Origin of the sequence: Streptomyces sp. NPDC005492, from assembly GCF_040605995.1 — a bacterium.
In the GTDB taxonomy this organism is placed as follows: Bacteria; Actinomycetota; Actinomycetes; order Streptomycetales; family Streptomycetaceae; genus Streptomyces.
Genome location: NZ_JBEXDX010000001.1, coordinates 155,996 through 173,517, shown reverse-complemented (window position 1 = coordinate 173,517; position 17,522 = coordinate 155,996). Strand labels below are relative to the sequence as shown.

The window sequence follows — 17,522 nt, the reverse complement described above, 5'->3', positions numbered from 1 at the left end:
CCGTGTCCACGGGCCGGAGGGTCCGTCTCATCGAACGGACGCGTTTCCGTCCGGTTTCGCCGAGGCGATACCCTCCGGCTCGTGGCTGATATCCAGATTCCCGCTGACATCAAGCCCGCCGACGGACGTTTCGGCGCTGGCCCCTCCAAGGTGCGGACGGAGGCGCTGGACGCGCTGGCCGCCACCGGAACCTCCCTCCTCGGCACGTCCCACCGCCAGGCACCGGTCAAGAACCTGGTCGGCAAGGTCCGCGAGGGCATCTCCGACCTGTTCTCCCTCCCCGAGGGCTACGAGGTGATCCTCGGCAACGGCGGCTCGACGGCCTTCTGGGACATCGCGACCCACGGCCTGATCGAGAACAAGTCGCAGCACCTCACCTTCGGCGAGTTCAGCTCCAAGTTCGCCAAGGCGTCCAAGCTCGCCCCGTGGCTGGCCGAGCCGACGGTCATCTCCTCCGACCCCGGCACGCACCCGGAGCCGGCGGCGGAGGCGGGCGTCGACGTCTACGCCTTCACCCACAACGAGACGTCGACGGGCGTAGCGGCCCCCATCAAGCGAGTGGCTGGCGCGGACGAGGGTTCCCTGGTCCTCGTCGACGCGACGTCGGGCGCGGGCGGCCTCCCGGTCGACATCACCGAGACGGACGTCTACTACTTCGCCCCGCAGAAGTCCTTCGCCTCCGACGGCGGCCTGTGGATCGGCGTCTTCTCCCCGGCCGCGATCGAGCGCGCGGAGCGCGTCCACGCGTCGGGCCGCCACATCCCGGAGTTCTTCTCGCTCCCCACGGCGATCGACAACTCCCGCAAGAACCAGACGTACAACACCCCGGCCCTGGCCACGCTCTTCCTGCTGGCCGAGCAGCTCGACTGGATCAACGGCCAGGGCGGCCTGTCCTGGTCGACGGCCCGCACGAAGGACTCGTCGACCCGCCTCTACTCCTGGGCGGAGGAGTCGAAGCACGCGACCCCGTTCGTCACGGACGCCGCCAAGCGCTCCCAGGTCATCGGCACGATCGACTTCGCCGACGAGATCGACGCGGCGGCGATCGCCAAGGTCCTCCGCGCCAACGGCATCGTCGACACCGAGCCCTACCGCAAGCTCGGCCGCAACCAGCTCCGCGTGGCGATGTTCCCGGCGATCGACCCGGCGGACGTCGAGGCGCTGACGCGCTGCATCGACTACGTCATCGAGAAGCTCTGACTTTTCGGCTACGGCACGAAGGGCGCCCCGCGGATCTCTCCGCGGGGCGCTTTTCGTCGCCGTAGAGAACGGGTGGGAGGACTGCGGCCGACGCCCAGGTGAACCCATAACCCGGACAAATCCACCCCCCGCCACAGCCGCGTAACAGCGGACGCACAGAGGACAACTCCCTCCTCACCCCACCGGTCGAACTGGTGCGTCGCGGTGGAACCGGTGCCACGCGGCGCAACTCCTTTACTCCCGACCACAGTTGGAGTTGACCGTGCCCAGCAAAACCCTGTCGACGCGGCTTGCCGCCACCGCCGCGCTGCTGCTCGCCGCCGGCGCCCTGTCCGCGCCCCTCGCTTCAGCGGCCCCCTCGGACGCCGCCCCCAGCGACGCCTATGTGCTGACCGTGACCACCAACCCGTCCAGCACCGCCTACGACAACCGCCACGTCGACGTCACCGGCACCGTCACCAAGGCCGACGGCACCCCGGCGCCGAACATCCCCGTCACCGTCCAGGAAGTCGTCCAGTTCACCACCTGGAACCCGTGGGGCGACCCGATCGACCCCAACTACTACGAGCCGCGCGACCTGGGCAAGCCGGTCAGCGACGCCAACGGGAAGTTCACCATCCCCGACGTCGACATCGACCACACGACCGGCAGCAGCCTCCTCAACGTCCAGCACGGGGTACACATCACGGCCACCTACGACGTGGACGGCGACCCGAACACCCCGCAGGACGGCTACTTCGCGGACACCACCGTGAACGCCAGCACCAAGGCCAGCACGCTCACTTACTCGGTCAACAAGAAGAAGGTGAAGGCCGGCGACATCCTCACCGTCCAGGGCAAGGTCACCCTGCCCAAGGGCGAGGAGCAGCAGGGCACCGAGGTCTTCCTCCAGACCTACTGGGAGCAGGAGTCCCACGTGAAGGTGACCACCGAGGACGACGGCTTCTTCGTCCTGTCGGTACGCGTCTCCAGCTACGACGACACGTTCACGCTGCGCACGGCGCCGAGGGACATGTATGTGGCGGGGGTGGAGAAGAAACTCCCGATCACGAACACGTCGCTGTCCAGCAAGTAGCCCGGCAGGGGGCTCAGCAGGGGCTCAGCTCAGAACTGCTGGAGGAAGGCGCGCCAGGTTTCACGGGAGGCGGTGAGGAGGGGGCCGTTCGCGGGGTGCTTGCTGTCGCGGACGGCTCGGCCGTGGTCGGTTGTTTCGGCGACCTCGACGCAGTCACCCTGCTGTCCGGAGTACGACGACTTCCGAAAGGAGCCCACAACCTCAGTCACGATCAGTCTTCCTTCATGCTCCGCAGTGCGCCCCGGATAAGCCGCGCACTTGCCTCCGGCGACAGTGCTGCCGATCGTAGTAGGTCGAACGCGTTGCCGTAAGCCGCAAGATCCTCGGGGGCCTCAAGGACCGAGGTACCCCGCAGGTTTTCCATGGTCACGGCTTCAACGGTTGGTTCGGCGTCAAAGCTGAAGGAGGAGAAGGCCGGAATCGCAGCCACCAGCACTCCTGCGCTGAGCGGCAGCACCTGCACGGTGACGTTCTTCCTCTTCGCGATCTCAAGGATCGCGGACAGTTGCTCCCGGTGGGTCTCAACGCTCACAAACGGGTGTACGACCGCCGCCTCCCAGAAGATGGCGGCATACGATGCCCCGCCTTCCTCGATCTTCGCCTGGCGAGCTTCCCGCACCTTCACCAACTGCTCAAGCACTTCCGGGGCGACAGTGTCGGTCCCCGCGGCGATGATCGCCTCCGCGTAAGCCGGGGTCTGCAACAACCCCGGCACCAGCGTTGGCTGCCACGTGCGGATGTACGTCGCGTCGTCCTCCAACGCGATGTGATCGACGTAGTCCGGCCGGAGGTGCTCAGCATGTTCGAGCCACCAGCCGCGGTTCTTGGAGTGCTTGGCCAAGTCCTCCAGTTTCGCTCGCACTTCGGGGTCTGTGACGCCATACGCATCCAGCAGCAGCCGCACTTCGATGACGCGCGCGGTGACGTGGCCGCTCTCAAGACGGCTGACCCTCGCCTGACTTGCCGCGATGACCTCGGCAGCCTGCGGCTGATCAAGCTTGGCGGCATGCCGGTACTGCCTGAGCGCCGTACCCAAACGCCTGCTTCGTACCGTCGGCCGTCCACCTGCGGGCATGGGACCTCCCCTCTCCTGCGGCAAAGATGCCACACAGACCGGGACTGCGAGAGCACTTCACTCGATCGAGTTAACGACTGAATGCATTCACTTGAACTGCTTGCATAAGCGGAGGACGCGACCGTAGCTTCATGAAGCCGCCACAACGGCGCGCATCTTGACGGCACGTCAGGAGGTACGGCACCCCCATGCCCGTAACCGAGACCTTCCGCATCCCCAAGAAAAGAAGCCACGTCCCCGCCGCACGCCAACGGCTGCGCAAGACCCTCGCCGACTGGGGCATCCCCGCCGAACTCGCCGACTCGGTAACCCTGTTGGCGAACGAACTCGTCACCAACGCCGTGACCCACTGCCGGATCCCCTACGCCGAGATCGAGGTCGCCCTCACCCTCGACGAACCGGAGTTGGTCCTACAGGTATCCGACCCGGACCGGGACAGACTCCCCCAGCCGCACGACTCGACCCCGGACGAGGAAGGCGGCCGCGGCCTCGCACTCGTCGCGGCGCTGGCCGACGACTGGGGGTGCCGGCAGGAGCCGTACGCGAAATGCGTGTGGGCCTTATTCAAGTCGCGGGAGGGCGCACATGTTCCGGCGACTTTATGAGGCACTGACCCGGGTGATCGCGCCCCGAACTCCCTTGAGGGACTTGGACTTCACACAAGCACCCCGCGCACCGGACCCATACGTGTGGCGGCTTCCGACCCCCTACGACGCCCGCTGGCGCCGCTGGTCGAAACGCTCCCGGGCGGCCGCCTACTGCCTGCCGTTCCTGCCCGAAGAAGCGTGCTGGCAGACTCCGCCGCTCCCCCAACTCCCGCCCTGGCAGAGCGAAACCGACCCCGCCCGCCCCTACGTACAGGGCGCAAGTGGCATGTTTGTCCCTCACCGGTGAACCGGGCCGGGCGTGCAGCGCCCCTTCCCACACCACGGAATGCAACCACTCCTGCCGTTGTATTCGCGCGGCGCTTACTCGTTCATCGGGACTTTTCTGCCTCTCGTCGCCTTCGATGAGCGGAATGGAACCCGGTTCAGCTCAGTGCGTCGATGGCCTTCACGATCAGGGTCCGGGCGTCCGCTCCGTAGACGGCCATGCTCCGGAGTTGCTCGAACGCCTTGACGTAGAGCGCGATTTCGGATGGCTGGGTGATATTCACCTCGGCGGACACCAGCTCAACGGACGCGAGTGTGTTGTCGTACACGTCGAACGTTTCCTGCGGCCACAGCACACGCTCGCGAGTAGCCGTGGGGATGATGCCGAACGACACCTGCGGGAGTGCCCCGGCGGTGAGGAGGTAGCCCAGTTGTGCGGCCATCGCCTCGGCATCGCCGAGTTGGTAGTAGAGCACCGCCTCCTCGATGAGGAACACGAAGCGATGGCCCGGCTCATGGATCACCTGCGACCGCCGCACACGTGCCGTGGCAGCCTCCGCCGCGTCGTCGGGAGCCCCGTGGAAGCGTGCGCTCATGCCGAGCAACGCCCGTGCGTATCCCTCGGTCTGCAGCAATCCAGGGATCAACACCGGCGAGTACACACGCAGCAGCTCGGTCGACCGGTACAACTCGACGGCGCTGTCCTGCAGTTTCGCCAGGCCCGCGCGCACTTGCTGCCGCCACTCGCGGTACAGGGAGTCCGCGTGTTGCGAGGCAGCGATCAGGTCCGGGGCCTCATCGGTGTCACCGGTCGCGCGGCACCACAAACGAATGTCCGTGGGTGACGGAGGGGTGCGGGCGTTCTCGATGCGTGAGGTCTTGGCGTGGTGCCAACCACATTGGTCGGCCAGCTCGGTGACCGTCAGACCCGCGTTCTTCCTCAAGTCGCGCAGGCGCCGCGCCACGTTCTCGCGCGCAGCTTGCGCAGAGGAAGACGGAGATATGGACATGAGCTGGCCAACGCTACTTCTGTCAGTGGATCTCGTACATGTCGTGCGAGATTGCGCGTTCCCAGACTGCCTCAAAGGCATCCGAGCACTGCTTGACGATACTCGGCTCGGTGCGCAGTTCCATCGCCGGGTCGGCCCACTCGCCGGCGCCGGTGAAGTGGTTGAAGAGGACCTGCGCCCCGTCGAAGATCCACAGATCCGCACCCGGCAGCATCAGATCCACCGCCCGCGGGCGCGGCAGCCACCGCACCTGCTCGCCGGCCGCCACGTTGACATCCGTACTCCCATGCTCGTAGCGGATGTAGTCGGTGACGGGTTCCGAGACGATACGGGCCCGCCGTACAACGACGCCGCGAGCGACCGCGCCGGAGATCAAGTCGACCCAGGGAGCCCAGTACTCCGAGGTGGGATCGGTGTCCCGCCGCCCTGTGCTCAGCCACTCGTTGAAGTCGTCCGCCTCGTCGCCGACGGCGTACTGATCGCGCATTTCGAGGTGCACGGCGGAGCGCTGCGCGGCCCCCATGAGTTCGTCAAAGTCGGGCACGTTCTGCGGCATCGCAGGCCTCCCTCAGCATCGGCACCAGGCGGGCGGGGACGCGGATCACAGTCTCGTGGGCAGGGATGCCCTCTGCATGCCCGGGCGCCGTGTTCTGCACGCACTGCGCTCGCGTCTCGTCGTCGGCTGTGTAGCTCTGGAGCACGATGTCAGCGTTGTCCGCGTCAACCCATGCGGTTGGGGATCCGTTCTTCTTCGTGTCCGGATCGATCCCGATGAACCGTAAGCGCATGACGACCTCCGATGTCGCAGCAGTGCACTGATGTGCACCAACTTCGGTTAACCAAGAGCATCTCGTCGAAGAGCGAAAAGCAGTCATCAGCCGCTCAAATCGCTGTGCGCACATTGATGCACATCACTGGATCCGCTGCCCTACTCACTCCTAACGTGGGCACGTACGACAAACCCCGCCGAGGAGCACCGCCATGACCCAGGCCGCACCCCACCTCCCGGCCCAGTTGCCCAGCAACTTCGACGCCTGGCTCCTGGATTGCGCCCCGGTCCGCAACTGCGACGTATGCACGGCGAATTGGCACCAGCTCACCGCCTGCAAGCAGTCCGGCGACATCACCCGGGCCACGCGCCACGCCACGGAGATCCGGGATCACGCCTCCGGTGTGCACGCAGGCCCGCAAGGCAAGTGACGCCCCACCAAGAGCGACAGACCCGAAAGAGGACCCATGTTGAACGGCAACGACCTCTACACCCTCGACATCACCGCGGCCTCGTTCACGCAAGCCTGCGGTGGCCCCTGCACCGAAGGCTGCGTCACCCTCGCCCGCATCGGCGACGACGCCTGGGCCCTCGGAGACAGCAAGCGACCCGACGCTCAGCCCCTTCGCTTCACCACCGAGGAACTGAGCGTGGCCGGCATCGACCCGGCGCGGTTCGGTCTGTCTCTCTGAGCCACCCGGTGCACCACCACGCCTACTTGTGGACCGGCCCGAAAGCCCACTTCGACCAGGAGGCGCTACGACGCCCGCCTCACCCCGACCCGCCACCCGCTGGTAGCAGACCCGAACTGACCCAGCGCTACCGCGAAGTCGCCGCCGAGTTCCCGACCTCCGACCTGCCCCCGCTGGAAACGGCGTACTGGCTCCTCAAGCCACACTCCCTCGTGCGCGGCACGTGGCCGGACCCGGAGCCCGCGGCAGCCTGGCTGAGTGACCAACTGACCGCGTACGCACGCCGGTTCGCATCCGAGGCCCAACGCGAGGGCGGCCGGCTCGCCGCCCTCGTCCACTCCGCCGCCGAGCGGCTGCTGTCGGGCGATGACGTATCGCTCGGCTTCTACCTCGAACGTCCCTCGTACCTCTCGCTCGCGCTGGTGACCTGTTCCCCGAATCACCAGAACCGCGAACTGCGCTGCCCGCTAGCCCCCTAGGGCCTGTTCTGAGTTGAGGTAGAGCGTGGCGTCGTGGCTGACCGGGCCTCCGCCGGAGTTGGCGCGGAACGAGTACGTCTTGTCTCCGGCGACTGCGTCCGGCCGGGTCCGGGGACAGCCGACCGGGACACGCGAGCCCACCCCGCGCGCGGCCCATTTCGGCGGCCCACAGCCGGGCCCCGGAGCTTCGGCGCACGGCGCGGCGCTGTTCCGGTCGGCCAGGCCGGACACAGGCTCCGCCGCGGTGGTCGAGGGGGCCGGTCTCCCGCCTTCGACGCTGCCGACCACCGGGGCCGCCACACGGTGGAGCGCGGGGTCCGCTACCCGGCCACCGTCCACATCACGGCCATCAACCCGTGGCTCCACCGGCCTACGCGGTTGTGGCGATCCCGCCGTCGACGGGGATCACGGCACCCGTCAGGTATGCGCCTGCCCGGCTGGCGAGGAACACGGCGACACCCGCCATGTCGTCGTCGCGGCCGATCCGGCGCAGGGGGGCCGATGCCGCGATCGCCTCGCCGAGTTCGTCGAGGGTTGCGGCCATCATCGCCGACGGGAACGGTCCCGGCGCCACGGCGTTCACCGTGACGTGCTGCGGTCCCAGTTCCTTGGCGAGCACTCTGGTGAGTTGATGCAGTGCGGCCTTGCTGCTGGAGTACGAGTAGTTGGGCCGCTGGGGGATGTGGATGGCGGCGATGCTGCCGATGTTGATGATCCGCGCGGGATCGTCGGCGGTGCCCGCCCTGCGAAGTGCCGGCAGCAGCGCCTGGACCAGCCAGAACGGCGACTTCAGGTTGAGGTCGACGACCGTGTCCCAGGCCGCGTCGGGGAACGTCGCCAGCGGCTCGTCCCACATGGCGCCCGCGTTGTTGACGAGGATGTCGAGACGCTCCGAGTCGGCGGCGACGAGGTCGGACAGTCGCCGGCACTCGTCGTGGCGGGACAGGTCGGCGGGGATGGCCCGCACCTCACCGAATGTGGACAGATGTTCCTGCGCCTGAGCGCACGCTTCCGCGTTGCGTGAGCTGATGACCACGCGGACACCCGCCTGGAGAAGGCCACGCGCGATCATCATCCCGATACCTCTGGTGCCACCGGTGACGAGCGCGCGCTTTCCCCTCAGATCGAAAAGTTCCGCGTGCGTCGCGAATTGGTTGTCTGTCACTTGACGTCTTTCCAGTTGGTCGTGCACTGCCTTGCCGTGTCCCTGCATGGAACTCGTCTTCACAGGCGGGTGGGAGTTACTGCTTTTCCAGGTAACGGCAGTACCTCCCAGCACACCGCCGCACGACCTACGGTGGTGATGTGACCGACAGCAAGAGGCATGAGCAGGCCGACGAGGTGCGGGAGTTCCTCAGCACCCGCCGCGCCCGCATTACGCCCCAGCAGGCAGGGCTGCCCGTCTTCGGTCGCAATCGACGTGTGACCGGGTTGCGCCGGGAGGAGGTGGCGCTGCTGGCCGGAATGAGCATCGACTACTACATCCGCCTCGAGCGCGGGAACTTGAGCGGCGCCTCGGACTCGGTGCTGGACTCCCTGTCCCACGCGCTTCAGCTCGACGAGGCCGAGCGGGCCCACCTCTACGACCTGGCCCGCGCGGCCACCGCGTCCGAGCGTCGGCCACCCGCCGCGACGGGGCGGGTCCGACCGGTGGTTCTGCGGATGCTCGACGCGATGACCGACCTGCCGGCCTACATCCGCAACGGGCGGTTCGACATCGTCGCCGCCAACTCTCTCGGTCAGGCTCTGTATGCCCCGGTCTACGATTCCCCGTTGTTCGCGCAGCGTGGTCCGGTCAACACCGCGCGGTTCCTGTTCCTCGATCCTGGTTCGGCCGATTTCTGGCCCGCGTGGGAGAAGGCCGCCAACGACTCGGTCGCCCTACTGCGCACCGAGACGGGCCGCTCGCCGCAGGACAAGGCGCTGACGGACCTGATCGGCGAACTCTCCACGAAGAGCGACGAGTTCGCCCGGCGTTGGGCCAGGCACGACGTGAAGTTCCACCACTCCGGCATGAAGCGACTCCACCACCCGCTCGTCGGGGACCTGGCCCTGCCCTACGAAGCCCTCGATCTGCCCGCTGACCCCGGGCTCCGTATCACCATCTACGCGCCCGAGCCCGACTCACCCGGACGCCAGGCACTCGATCTTCTGGCGAGCTGGGCCGGCTCGACCAAACTCGAGCGCTGACCATCGTCGCCCCGCCGGCAGCGGCTCTCAGCCCTCGTCGCCCTCGTCGCCCTCGTCGCCCTCGTCCTCATCCCCTTCATCGATCCCCTCCAACCGACTCAACGCGTCCGTGATCATGCGCGTAGCGAACTCGGGATCGTCCGCGATGCGGTTGATGTGCTCCGCGAGCAGGAACGTCGTGGCCTCCAGCGGAGTCATCTCCTCCTTGGTCCAGTCCCCGTACTGCTTGCGCCACAGGTTGGGGCTGAGGCCGTTTCCCGCGGCGATGGTCAGGCCGGCCATCATGGGGATGGCCTCGGGCGGGCAGCTCTTGGGCATCATCCGCATCGTGGCCACGAGGGTCGGCACCACGTACTCGATGACGTCCTTGCCCTCGCTCTCGTGGGCCTTCCGCAGCCACGTCATGAACATATAGATGAGCGTGCACGCGCCGTTGATCAGGTCGTCGAGCCCGCCGGGCCCCATCGAGGCGATGAACTGGTCCATCAGCGCCTGCTGTTCGGGGTCGGTCGCGGACTTGCCGTCATGGACGGTCTTGAGCCGGGAGTCGATCATCATGAGCGCCGCTCCCACGTCGCCGACGGGAGCGTACTGGGGGTCGCAGGACGAAGACACGGGATTCCACCTCAGTCGGCCGCTTTGAGTAACTCTTCGTGTTCGTAGAGTAGTTGGCAAGGTGGTGGTACGAGGGCCGCTTCGGCACCTTCGGCGCAACAGTGTGAGCGGTTGCATTGACCGGTTCGCCAACCAAGTGCCTTGGAATTAGAGCCTGTTCGAATTGATTGCGAGGCCGTCCCCCGTCGCCAAAGCTGTCCCCGCACCGATCAGGCGTCCCAGCCCGGTGCAGGGGGGAGAGCCGGTCGTGGCCGACGCGATGGTGGAGCAGGCGCAGAGATTCATCAACAGTTATGACGTCGACGGCATACCGAAGGTGGAGGTCGACGGGAAGACGAGCTGGACGGTGATGTTCGCGCTCACCCGGGCCCTCCAGCACGAGTTGGGCATGACCACCCTGGCCGACAGTTTCGGACCGGCCACGCTGGCGGCGCTTCAGTCCCGCTTTCCGGTCATCGACGCCAACACCCGCAACGGCAACATCTACCGGATCGTGCAGTCGGGCCTGTACTGCAAGGGATACGACGGCGACCAGATCAACGGCGACTACACGGAGCGCGTCTCGGCGTCGGTCGCCAGCCTCAAGCGGAACATGGGCGTCGACGCCGCCTACCCGGGCGACAGCCTGACCCCGAAGGTCTTCAAGGCCCTGCTGACCATGGACGCGTATGTGATCGTCGAGGGCGGCACGGACCCGATACGCAGCGTTCAGCAGTGGCTCAACAGCCGCTACATCGGACGCCGGGACTTCTTCGTGATCCCCTGCGACGGCAACTTCTCGCGGGACGTACAGAAGGCGCTCATCTACGCCATCCAGTACGAGATCGGGATGAGCGACGACGTCGCCACGGGCGCGCTCGGCCCGGCCACCAAACAGGGGTTGCGCCAGCACACCGTGGCCGAGGGCTCCACCGGCACCTGGGTCGCCCTGTTCAGCGCGGCGATGCTCTTCAACCGGCGGCCCGGTGTCTCCTTCGCCACCGCCTTCGACGCCCAACTCGCCTCCAGGGTGCGGGACTTCCAGAGTTTCGTACGGCTCACCGTCAACGGCCAGGGAGACTTCCCCACGTGGGCCTCCCTGTTGGTGTCCACCGGCGACAACACCCGCCCGGGCACCGCCTGCGACACCATCACCGAACTCACCGCCGCCCGCGCCGCGGCCCTGTACACGGCCGGCTACCGCTACGTCGGCCGCTACCTCTCCAACGTCCCGGGCTCCACCCTCAACAAGCAGCTCCAGCCGGGCGAGTTGAAGGTCATCGCCGCGCACGGGCTGAGCGTCTTCCCGATCTACCAGACCTACGGCGGCGAGGCGGCGTACTTCCGCCGGGAGCAAGGCATCGCCGACGCCCACGCCGCGATCGAGCGCGCCCGCCACTACGGCTTCAAGTCCGGCACCCGCATCTACTTCGCCGTCGACTTCGACGCCCTCGACTACGAGGTGACCGACAGCGTCCTGCCGCACTTCCGCGGCATCAAGGCCACCATGGACGAGTACGGCCCCGAGTACCGCATCGGCATCTACGCCCCGCGCAACGTGTGCAGCAGGGTCGGCGCGGAGGGGCTGACGTCGGCCAGCTTCCTGTGCGACATGTCGACGGGCTTCTCGGGGAACCTCGGTTACCCGCACCCCGCGGACTGGTCGTTCGACCAGATCGCCACGATCTCCGTGGGCAGTGGCGACGGCGCGATCTCCATCGACAACGACATCGTCTCCGGCCGGGACGAGGGGCAGAGCAGTTTCCTGGAGGAGGACGACGACAGCCATCTCGACGGCCGGTTCGACACGTTCTTCCGGGACGTGCTGCTCACCGACGTACAGAACTACTTCGTCAACTCCATGGGAGTGCCCGAGCAGGGCGGCGAGGGCAGCATGGCCTACAGCACCCGCAGCACCACCCAGTCCCTCCAGGTGGTGCTGGACCTCGACTGGCTGATCACCTCCCTCTCGCGCACCTACGGCATGCGCAAGGCCCTGATCCAGTGCCCGCTGTTGTGGGAGATCAGGGCGTACAACATCGCGGACAAGGCCGCGGACGACGCCGTGGAAGCCGGTCTCTCCGACGAGAGCAGCACCGGCCTCGGCCAGATCCGCGCGCACACCGGCATCGGCGCCCGCAACTACTGCGTGGACGCGGGCATCATCACCGGCCGCATCATGAACGCCGACAACCCCGACGACCTCAGCACCATGTGGCACAGCCTCCACGACGACGACGTGTACAACGTCAGCACGATCCCGGCCGTACTCGTCCAGGGCGCGGCCCTCGTCGGCGTCGCGCGTCCCTCCGTCACCAGCAGCGACGACGACAGCCGGCAGATCATGGGCCGGTACAACGGGACCGGCGAGGGCGCCATCCGCTACGGGAACGCGATGATCGGCCTCTACGCCGTCTTCGAGAAGTACAACAGCCTCTTCCGCGACTGACGCGCCCCTCGCCTCGCCTCTCTTTTCCGTCGACCCCGGAGCCTCGCCATGTCCCTACCCAGCCCTGCCCCGACCCGGCGCGTGCTGCTGCGCACGGCCACCGGACTCGCCTGCGCCGTCGTGGCGTTGCCCGGACTCGCCACCTCCGCGACGGCAGCGGACGGGCCCTCCCCCCTGGCCCATCCACGCACCGGCGCCACCAGCGCGAACGGCTGGCCCATGGAGAAGGGCGCCGACATCGGCGGCGCCGTATGGACCAGAGCCATACCCGGCACCGGCGCCCGCGTCGCGATGCGGGTCGGCGCCGTCTCCGCCGTGCTCGTCCATGTGATCAGCCGCTACCACTACGAGATCGCGGCGCTCGGGCCGGACGACGTCCAGGGCTTCCAGGCACCCCGGGGCCTGACCGGCTTCCGGACCAACTACGCCTCCGGCACCGCGATCGCCATCCTCCCGGGCGCCCATCCGCCGGGCGCGACCGGCACCCTCTTCCCCGCGCAACGCGCCGCCATCGCCGACATCGTGGCCGACTGCGCGGGCGTGGTGCGGTGGGGCGGCACCTTCAACACCCCCTACGAGGCCCACTTCCAGATCGACGTCCCGCCGTCCGACGCCCGCCTCACGCGCCTCGCCGACCGCATCGGACGCCGCAACCTGACGCTCGGCCAGGGCTCGGGAACGTACGCCCTGCGCGGCTGAGACATCCCCGACCACGACCGTCACCACGACCATCACCACGACCGTGTTTCTACGACCATGAGGAGAAACCCGTGAGGAAAACAGCGAAGTCGTTGACCGCCACGTTCGCCGTCTTGGCCGCGTCCGTCGCCACGGCCCTGGGCGTCACCGCCGCCCCGGCCTCCGCCGCCCCGTCCGGGGCGCAGTACGACACGGCCTGCAACGTCACCTACTCCTACATCGAGGCCGGAACCCACCACGGCGCCGGTGTGGTGAACTACTGCCGTCTGTGGGGCGGCAGCATCGGAGTGCGCTCGGCACCGGGGTCCAGCACCCTCGTGGGCACCGTCAACAGCGCCAACAGCAACTGGTTCCGCGGCGACACCCTGAGCTCCCAGTTCTGCTCAGGCAGCTACTGCAACGACGCCTGGGCCTTCACCGAGGCGGACAACGGCAACTGGGGCTGGGTCCCGGAGGTGTACTTCTCCAGCTCCAACACCTCATGGGACCCGAACCTCCGCGCCTGCAGCAGCAACGCGAATCTCTGCGCCCCGTTCTAGGGCCACAACGTAGGAACTCCCGCTTCTCGGCTACCGGCTGAGCCGCCGGAACCTCCGTACCGCCAGCGGCAGGAACAGCAGGGTCAGCGCGGCCGGCCATGCCCCCGCGAGCAGTAGCGCGTGCTGTTCCGGCCAGGACGTGCCCTGGCCGGTCGGCGCGCCGAAGAGGGCTCGGGTGGCGCCGGCCGTCGAGGAGAGGGGGTTCCAGAGGGCGGCCTGGCCGAGCCAGTGGGGCATCTGCTGCGGGGAGACGTAGATGCTGGAGATCATCGTCAGCGGGAAGACGATCGCGAAGAGGCCGCCCACCTGCTCGGGGCCGGGCAGCAGAAACCCCAGCCAGACGCCGACCCAGATGAGAGCGAAGCGCAGGGAAAGCAGCAGGACGACGGCCTTCGCGAAGCCGAGCCCCGACCCCGGTTCCGGGCGCCAGCCCATGCCGTACGCCGTGGCCATCATGATGCCCAACTCCGCGCAGGAGACGACGAGATCGGTCGCACCGCGCCCGGCCACCACCGCGGACGGCGCCATCGGCATGGAGCGGAACCGGTCGATGACCCCCTTCTTGGAGTCGTTCACGAAGATCGTCGCCGTGGAGACGAACCCCATGGCGACCGTCATCACGAACATCCCCGGCATCAGGAACGCCTTGTAGTCCCCGCCGCCCGGTACCTGGATGGCCTTGCCGAACACGTACCCGTACAGCAGCACGGACAGGATCGGGAAGCCCAACTGCCAGAGGATGCTGACCGGTTGACGCCGGTAGTGGGTCAGCCCGCGGCGGACCACGTTCCAGCAGTCGGCGACCGTCCAGAACAGCCGGCCGTGCTGGGGACGTCTGCGGTACGTGCGCCCGGTCACCCCGTCCGCCGTCGACACACCGCCGCTCATGCCACCACCGCCCCCTCGATCTCCTCGACCGGCTCCGGCTCTTCCTCCGTACGACGGCCCGTCAGCCGTAGGAACACATCGTCCAGGCTCGGTCGGCGCAGACCGATGTCCTCCACCGGGACGCCGAACTGCTGGAGGAACCGGGCCACTTCGGTCAGGGAGCCAACCCGGTCGGCCACGGGTGCGTGGACCCGCAACTCCCCCATGTCGGCCTCCGGCTGGCCGCCGTGGGCGACCCGGGCGACCGCCTGCAACGCGTAGGGGATGTGGGCGGGTTCGCGCACCACGACCTCGACGCGGTCACCGCCGACGCGGTTCTTGAGACCGTCGAGGGTGTCGTCGGCGATGGCGCGGCCCTGGTCGATGACGGTGATGCGGGAGGCGAGCCGGTCGGCCTCCTCCAGGTACTGGGTGGTGAGGAGGACCGTCGTACCGTCGGCCACCAACTGCCGTACCGCTTCCCAGACTTCACCCCGGCTGCGCGGGTCGAGGCCGGTGGTCGGTTCGTCCAGGAAGAGGACGGCCGGGGCGAGGATCATCGACGCGGCGAGGTCCAGGCGCCGCCGCATACCACCGCTGTAGCCACCGGCGCCCTTGTCGGCTGCGGCCTCCAGGTCAAACTGGCGCAGGAGTTGGGCCGCCCTCAACTTGGCCCGCCTGCGCCCCAGATGGAAGAGCCGGCCGAACATCTCCAGGTTCTGCCGGCCGGTGAGGATCTCGTCGATCGCCGCGTACTGCCCGGTCAGCCCGATCCGGGACCGCACCTGGCGCGGCTGCCGGGCCACATCGAGACCGGCGACGGACGCCCGGCCGCCGTCGAGCCGGACGAGCGTGGAGAGGATGCGCACGGCGGTGGTCTTGCCGGCGCCGTTCGGGCCGAGCAGACCGTGCACGGTGCCCTCGCGGACGGCCAGGTCGAAGCCGTCGAGGGCGCGTTTGTCGCCGTAGCGCTTCTCCAGCCCTTCGGCCCACACGACGTATTCGCCGCTCATCGGTCCCTCCTCCCCACTCCCTGTTCCCCGCTGACTCCGAACTGAGTGCACCGTATCCGATAACGCGTACGGTGTACTCGGTTTCGATGCCCGGGATCTACACTCCCCCCATGACGAGCAGGCCGGCGAACGGGACCGCGAACGGGACGGATTCCAGCGGCAGTGGTGACATCGACCGCACCCTCGAACTGCTGTGGGACACCGGCCCCCGCCCCAGCCGAGGCCCGAAACCCGGCCTGAGCGTCGACCGGATCGTGGACACGGCCATCCACATCGCGGATGCCGAGGGACTCGACGCGGTCTCCATGCGCCGCGTCGCCACCGAGTTGGGCACCGGCGCGATGTCCCTGTACCGGTACGTCCCCGGGAAGGCCGAACTCCTCGACCTGATGCTGGACCGCGTCCGCTTCCCCGAGCGCCCCAACGGCGATACGGACACGGGCAGTTGGCGTGCCGCCCTGGAGAGCGCGGCCCGCGACGCGCTCGCCGTCCACCGCCGCCACCCCTGGCTGCTGCGCGTCAACCAGTCACGTCCGCTGCTGGGCCCCCGCGCCCTCGCCACCCTGGAACACCTGCTCGGCCGTATCCGCCCGATGGGCCTGACCGACCCGGAACTCGTCTCGACGGTCGTCATGATCGACGGGTATGTCGTCGGCGCCGCCCGCACCCAGGTCCACCAGGAGGAGGCGGCCCGCAGCACCGGCCTGAGCGACGCGGAGTTCTACGGCGCCCAGGTCCCGGCGCTGGAGAAGGCCATGGCGACCGGCGCCTACCCCACCCTCGCGTCCCTCTCCCCCGACACCTTCGCCTTCACGGCGGGCTTCGACCACTTCGAGTTCGGGCTGGGGCGCATCCTGGACGGGCTGGAGGTCCTGGTCCAACAGCGCGGCGAGGCAGGGTAGTTCAGCTACGACGGCTCCGGCGCCGCAGCCCGAACACCACCCCGCAGATGACCACGACGGCCACGGCACCCACCTTCACGTTATTCCCCGTGCCACCGCCACTACCATCGCCACTCGCCGAACTCCCGCCCTCGGAAGGCGACTTGGAGGAACCCGAGCTACCGCCCGGGACATCCTCGGCCTGCACGGGACTATCAGTGCCCTCACTCCCGTACATCAGCTTGGTCCCGTCGGCGGAGTAGCTGACGGACTCCCCCTGCCCCTGCAACGGCACGTCGAGACGGCCCTCGCGCTTGATCTTCCCGCCGTTCCAGTCGTAGTAGACACCGCCGAAGTAGCCGCGTACGGCGAGCTGTTGGCCGTCGGGTGAGAAGGCGGCGTCGGTGGCCCAGAGGTCGACGGCGGCGATGGGCTTGAAGTAGTTGGTGCCCGAGGAGGAGAGCGTGGCCGGGCCCTCGAAGAGGTGGCCGCCGTCCTCCTTCTTGTCGATGATGTAGACCCGCCCGGTCTTGGGGTGCACGATCAGCGACTCGGCGTTGCGCGCCCCGTCCGAGTACTTCACGACGTACTGCGTGGCCCGGATCGTCTGGTCCTTGAGCACCTTCGGCTCGGGCAGCTTGTAGATCCAGACGTAGGGCCAGGTCCCGTCGAGGTTGTCGCCGATGTCGCCGACGTAGATCTCGTTGTCCGGGCCGATGGAGATGGCCTCGACGTCACGCGGCTTGCCGACCCCGCTGAACGTGACCGTGGCGACCGTCTTTCCGGTACTGCTGTCGACGGCGTAGATGTACGGGCCGTCGTTGCTGTCGTTGTGCGTCCAGTAGATGCCGGGGTGCAGGTGCGAGGCGGCGAGCCCGCTGGACTCGGTGATCCGGGAGTCCTCGATCGTGAACCCCTTGTCGCCCTTGCCGCCACCGTCGTCGGCGGGGGCTGCTGCTGCGGGGAGGGCGAGCGCGCCGACGAGGAGGCCGGCGCCGAGGAACGCGAGGAAGCGACGCATGCCCCAAGCCTGCCAGGCGGTGCGGCCAGGTGACGTGGTGGGCCGGTGGCGTGGTGGGCCTCACACCGCACCCGTTCTGTCGATCGGCGATCGATCG

At 68.0% G+C, this 17,522-nt stretch carries 20 protein-coding genes and 1 pseudogene; 12 read left to right on the top strand and 9 right to left on the bottom strand.

What is annotated here, in order from left to right; all coding sequences use genetic code 11:
* The first annotated feature begins 81 nt into the window (after positions 1-81).
* Positions 82-1,200, top strand: coding sequence for a phosphoserine transaminase (gene serC / locus ABZT04_RS00885; RefSeq protein ID WP_356051345.1), 1,119 nt, complete (start codon positions 82-84; stop codon positions 1,198-1,200).
* Positions 1,201-1,462: 262 nt separating this feature from the next.
* On the top strand, positions 1,463-2,275 hold the full coding sequence (locus tag ABZT04_RS00880; RefSeq protein WP_356051343.1) for an acyl carrier protein: 813 nt from the start codon (positions 1,463-1,465) through the stop codon (positions 2,273-2,275).
* A 29-nt stretch (positions 2,276-2,304) separates the two neighbouring features.
* Here ABZT04_RS00880 and ABZT04_RS00875 read toward each other — a convergent pair whose 3' ends face one another.
* Positions 2,305-2,484: a DUF397 domain-containing protein gene (locus ABZT04_RS00875; RefSeq protein ID WP_356051341.1), complete on the bottom strand. Its 180-nt coding sequence runs from the start codon at positions 2,482-2,484 to the stop codon at positions 2,305-2,307.
* Between the two features lie 2 nt (positions 2,485-2,486).
* On the bottom strand, positions 2,487-3,350 hold the full coding sequence (locus tag ABZT04_RS00870; protein WP_356051339.1) for a helix-turn-helix transcriptional regulator: 864 nt from the start codon (positions 3,348-3,350) through the stop codon (positions 2,487-2,489).
* A gap of 188 nt (positions 3,351-3,538) precedes the next feature.
* Between ABZT04_RS00870 and ABZT04_RS00865 the strand changes: the two genes are divergently transcribed.
* Positions 3,539-3,955, top strand: coding sequence for an ATP-binding protein (locus tag ABZT04_RS00865; RefSeq protein ID WP_356051337.1), 417 nt, complete (start codon positions 3,539-3,541; stop codon positions 3,953-3,955).
* A gap of 425 nt (positions 3,956-4,380) precedes the next feature.
* On the opposite strand, the gene ABZT04_RS00860 is transcribed toward ABZT04_RS00865, so the two are convergent.
* Together ABZT04_RS00860 and ABZT04_RS00855 are read right to left on the bottom strand one after the other, a co-directional pair.
* Positions 4,381-5,232 (bottom strand): helix-turn-helix transcriptional regulator, encoded by an 852-nt coding sequence (locus tag ABZT04_RS00860; RefSeq protein WP_356051335.1) that lies wholly within the window; start codon positions 5,230-5,232, stop codon positions 4,381-4,383.
* A 22-nt stretch (positions 5,233-5,254) separates the two neighbouring features.
* Positions 5,255-5,788: a DUF6879 family protein gene (locus ABZT04_RS00855; RefSeq protein WP_356051333.1), complete on the bottom strand. Its 534-nt coding sequence runs from the start codon at positions 5,786-5,788 to the stop codon at positions 5,255-5,257.
* 425 nt (positions 5,789-6,213) lie between these two features.
* Here ABZT04_RS00855 and ABZT04_RS00850 point away from each other — a divergent pair, with 425 nt between their 5' ends.
* From ABZT04_RS00850 to ABZT04_RS00835, 4 genes and pseudogenes are all read left to right on the top strand, one after another.
* A complete protein-coding gene (locus ABZT04_RS00850; RefSeq protein WP_356051331.1) occupies positions 6,214-6,432 on the top strand; it encodes a hypothetical protein in 219 nt (72 codons plus the stop codon).
* A gap of 36 nt (positions 6,433-6,468) precedes the next feature.
* Positions 6,469-6,693: a DUF397 domain-containing protein gene (locus ABZT04_RS00845; RefSeq protein ID WP_356051329.1), complete on the top strand. Its 225-nt coding sequence runs from the start codon at positions 6,469-6,471 to the stop codon at positions 6,691-6,693.
* Between the two features lie 8 nt (positions 6,694-6,701).
* Positions 6,702-7,172 carry a hypothetical protein gene (locus ABZT04_RS00840; protein ID WP_356051327.1) on the top strand — a complete coding sequence of 157 codons (471 nt, stop codon included), beginning with the start codon at positions 6,702-6,704 and terminating at the stop codon, positions 7,170-7,172.
* 219 nt (positions 7,173-7,391) lie between these two features.
* A pseudogene (locus ABZT04_RS00835) lies at positions 7,392-7,484 on the top strand (IS5/IS1182 family transposase); the annotation flags it as partial.
* A gap of 58 nt (positions 7,485-7,542) precedes the next feature.
* Here ABZT04_RS00835 and ABZT04_RS00830 read toward each other — a convergent pair.
* Positions 7,543-8,337 carry an SDR family oxidoreductase gene (locus ABZT04_RS00830; RefSeq protein ID WP_356051325.1) on the bottom strand — a complete coding sequence of 265 codons (795 nt, stop codon included), beginning with the start codon at positions 8,335-8,337 and terminating at the stop codon, positions 7,543-7,545.
* 140 nt (positions 8,338-8,477) lie between these two features.
* Here ABZT04_RS00830 and ABZT04_RS00825 point away from each other — a divergent pair, with 140 nt between their 5' ends.
* Positions 8,478-9,362 carry a helix-turn-helix transcriptional regulator gene (locus ABZT04_RS00825; protein ID WP_356051323.1) on the top strand — a complete coding sequence of 295 codons (885 nt, stop codon included), beginning with the start codon at positions 8,478-8,480 and terminating at the stop codon, positions 9,360-9,362.
* A gap of 27 nt (positions 9,363-9,389) precedes the next feature.
* On the opposite strand, the gene ABZT04_RS00820 is transcribed toward ABZT04_RS00825, so the two are convergent.
* A complete protein-coding gene (locus ABZT04_RS00820; protein WP_356051321.1) occupies positions 9,390-9,977 on the bottom strand; it encodes a hypothetical protein in 588 nt (195 codons plus the stop codon).
* 247 nt (positions 9,978-10,224) lie between these two features.
* On the opposite strand from ABZT04_RS00820, the gene ABZT04_RS00815 reads away from it, so the two are divergent.
* The 3 genes from ABZT04_RS00815 (at position 10,225) to ABZT04_RS00805 (ending at position 13,643) form a co-directional block, all read left to right on the top strand.
* Positions 10,225-12,405, top strand: a complete 2,181-nt coding sequence (locus ABZT04_RS00815; RefSeq protein ID WP_356051319.1) for a glycoside hydrolase domain-containing protein — start codon at positions 10,225-10,227, stop codon at positions 12,403-12,405.
* 48 nt (positions 12,406-12,453) lie between these two features.
* Positions 12,454-13,104 carry a hypothetical protein gene (locus tag ABZT04_RS00810; protein WP_356051317.1) on the top strand — a complete coding sequence of 217 codons (651 nt, stop codon included), beginning with the start codon at positions 12,454-12,456 and terminating at the stop codon, positions 13,102-13,104.
* Positions 13,105-13,175: 71 nt separating this feature from the next.
* Positions 13,176-13,643, top strand: coding sequence for a hypothetical protein (locus tag ABZT04_RS00805; RefSeq protein WP_356051315.1), 468 nt, complete (start codon positions 13,176-13,178; stop codon positions 13,641-13,643).
* Between the two features lie 30 nt (positions 13,644-13,673).
* Here ABZT04_RS00805 and ABZT04_RS00800 read toward each other — a convergent pair whose 3' ends face one another.
* Together ABZT04_RS00800 and ABZT04_RS00795 are read right to left on the bottom strand one after the other, a co-directional pair.
* Positions 13,674-14,531 (bottom strand): ABC transporter permease, encoded by an 858-nt coding sequence (locus ABZT04_RS00800; protein WP_356051313.1) that lies wholly within the window; start codon positions 14,529-14,531, stop codon positions 13,674-13,676.
* Positions 14,528-15,523, bottom strand: coding sequence for an ATP-binding cassette domain-containing protein (locus ABZT04_RS00795; protein WP_356051310.1), 996 nt, complete (start codon positions 15,521-15,523; stop codon positions 14,528-14,530). The genes ABZT04_RS00800 and ABZT04_RS00795 overlap by 4 nt, the downstream gene beginning before the upstream one ends.
* Positions 15,524-15,633: 110 nt before the next feature.
* Between ABZT04_RS00795 and ABZT04_RS00790 the strand changes: the two genes are divergently transcribed.
* Positions 15,634-16,425 carry a TetR/AcrR family transcriptional regulator gene (locus ABZT04_RS00790; protein ID WP_356051308.1) on the top strand — a complete coding sequence of 264 codons (792 nt, stop codon included), beginning with the start codon at positions 15,634-15,636 and terminating at the stop codon, positions 16,423-16,425.
* 1 nt (position 16,426) lies between these two features.
* Here ABZT04_RS00790 and ABZT04_RS00785 read toward each other — a convergent pair whose 3' ends face one another.
* Positions 16,427-17,425, bottom strand: coding sequence for a WD40 repeat domain-containing protein (locus tag ABZT04_RS00785; protein WP_356051306.1), 999 nt, complete (start codon positions 17,423-17,425; stop codon positions 16,427-16,429).
* Between the last annotated feature and the right edge of the window lie 97 nt (positions 17,426-17,522).

Bases quoted from the DNA above. Each gene is read 5' to 3' on its own strand.
- ABZT04_RS00870 (WP_356051339.1), bottom strand. From the start codon at position 3,350: ATGCCCGCAGGTGGACGGCCGACGGTACGAAGCAGGCGTTTGGGTACG.
- ABZT04_RS00865 (WP_356051337.1), top strand. From the start codon at position 3,539: ATGCCCGTAACCGAGACCTTCCGCATCCCCAAGAAAAGAAGCCACGTC.
- ABZT04_RS00860 (WP_356051335.1), bottom strand. From the start codon at position 5,232: ATGTCCATATCTCCGTCTTCCTCTGCGCAAGCTGCGCGCGAGAACGTG.
- ABZT04_RS00855 (WP_356051333.1), bottom strand. From the start codon at position 5,788: ATGCCGCAGAACGTGCCCGACTTTGACGAACTCATGGGGGCCGCGCAG.
- ABZT04_RS00850 (WP_356051331.1), top strand. From the start codon at position 6,214: ATGACCCAGGCCGCACCCCACCTCCCGGCCCAGTTGCCCAGCAACTTC.
- ABZT04_RS00845 (WP_356051329.1), top strand. From the start codon at position 6,469: ATGTTGAACGGCAACGACCTCTACACCCTCGACATCACCGCGGCCTCG.
- ABZT04_RS00810 (WP_356051317.1), top strand. From the start codon at position 12,454: ATGTCCCTACCCAGCCCTGCCCCGACCCGGCGCGTGCTGCTGCGCACG.
- ABZT04_RS00800 (WP_356051313.1), bottom strand. From the start codon at position 14,531: ATGAGCGGCGGTGTGTCGACGGCGGACGGGGTGACCGGGCGCACGTAC.
- ABZT04_RS00795 (WP_356051310.1), bottom strand. From the start codon at position 15,523: ATGAGCGGCGAATACGTCGTGTGGGCCGAAGGGCTGGAGAAGCGCTAC.
- ABZT04_RS00790 (WP_356051308.1), top strand. From the start codon at position 15,634: ATGACGAGCAGGCCGGCGAACGGGACCGCGAACGGGACGGATTCCAGC.
- ABZT04_RS00785 (WP_356051306.1), bottom strand. From the start codon at position 17,425: ATGCGTCGCTTCCTCGCGTTCCTCGGCGCCGGCCTCCTCGTCGGCGCG.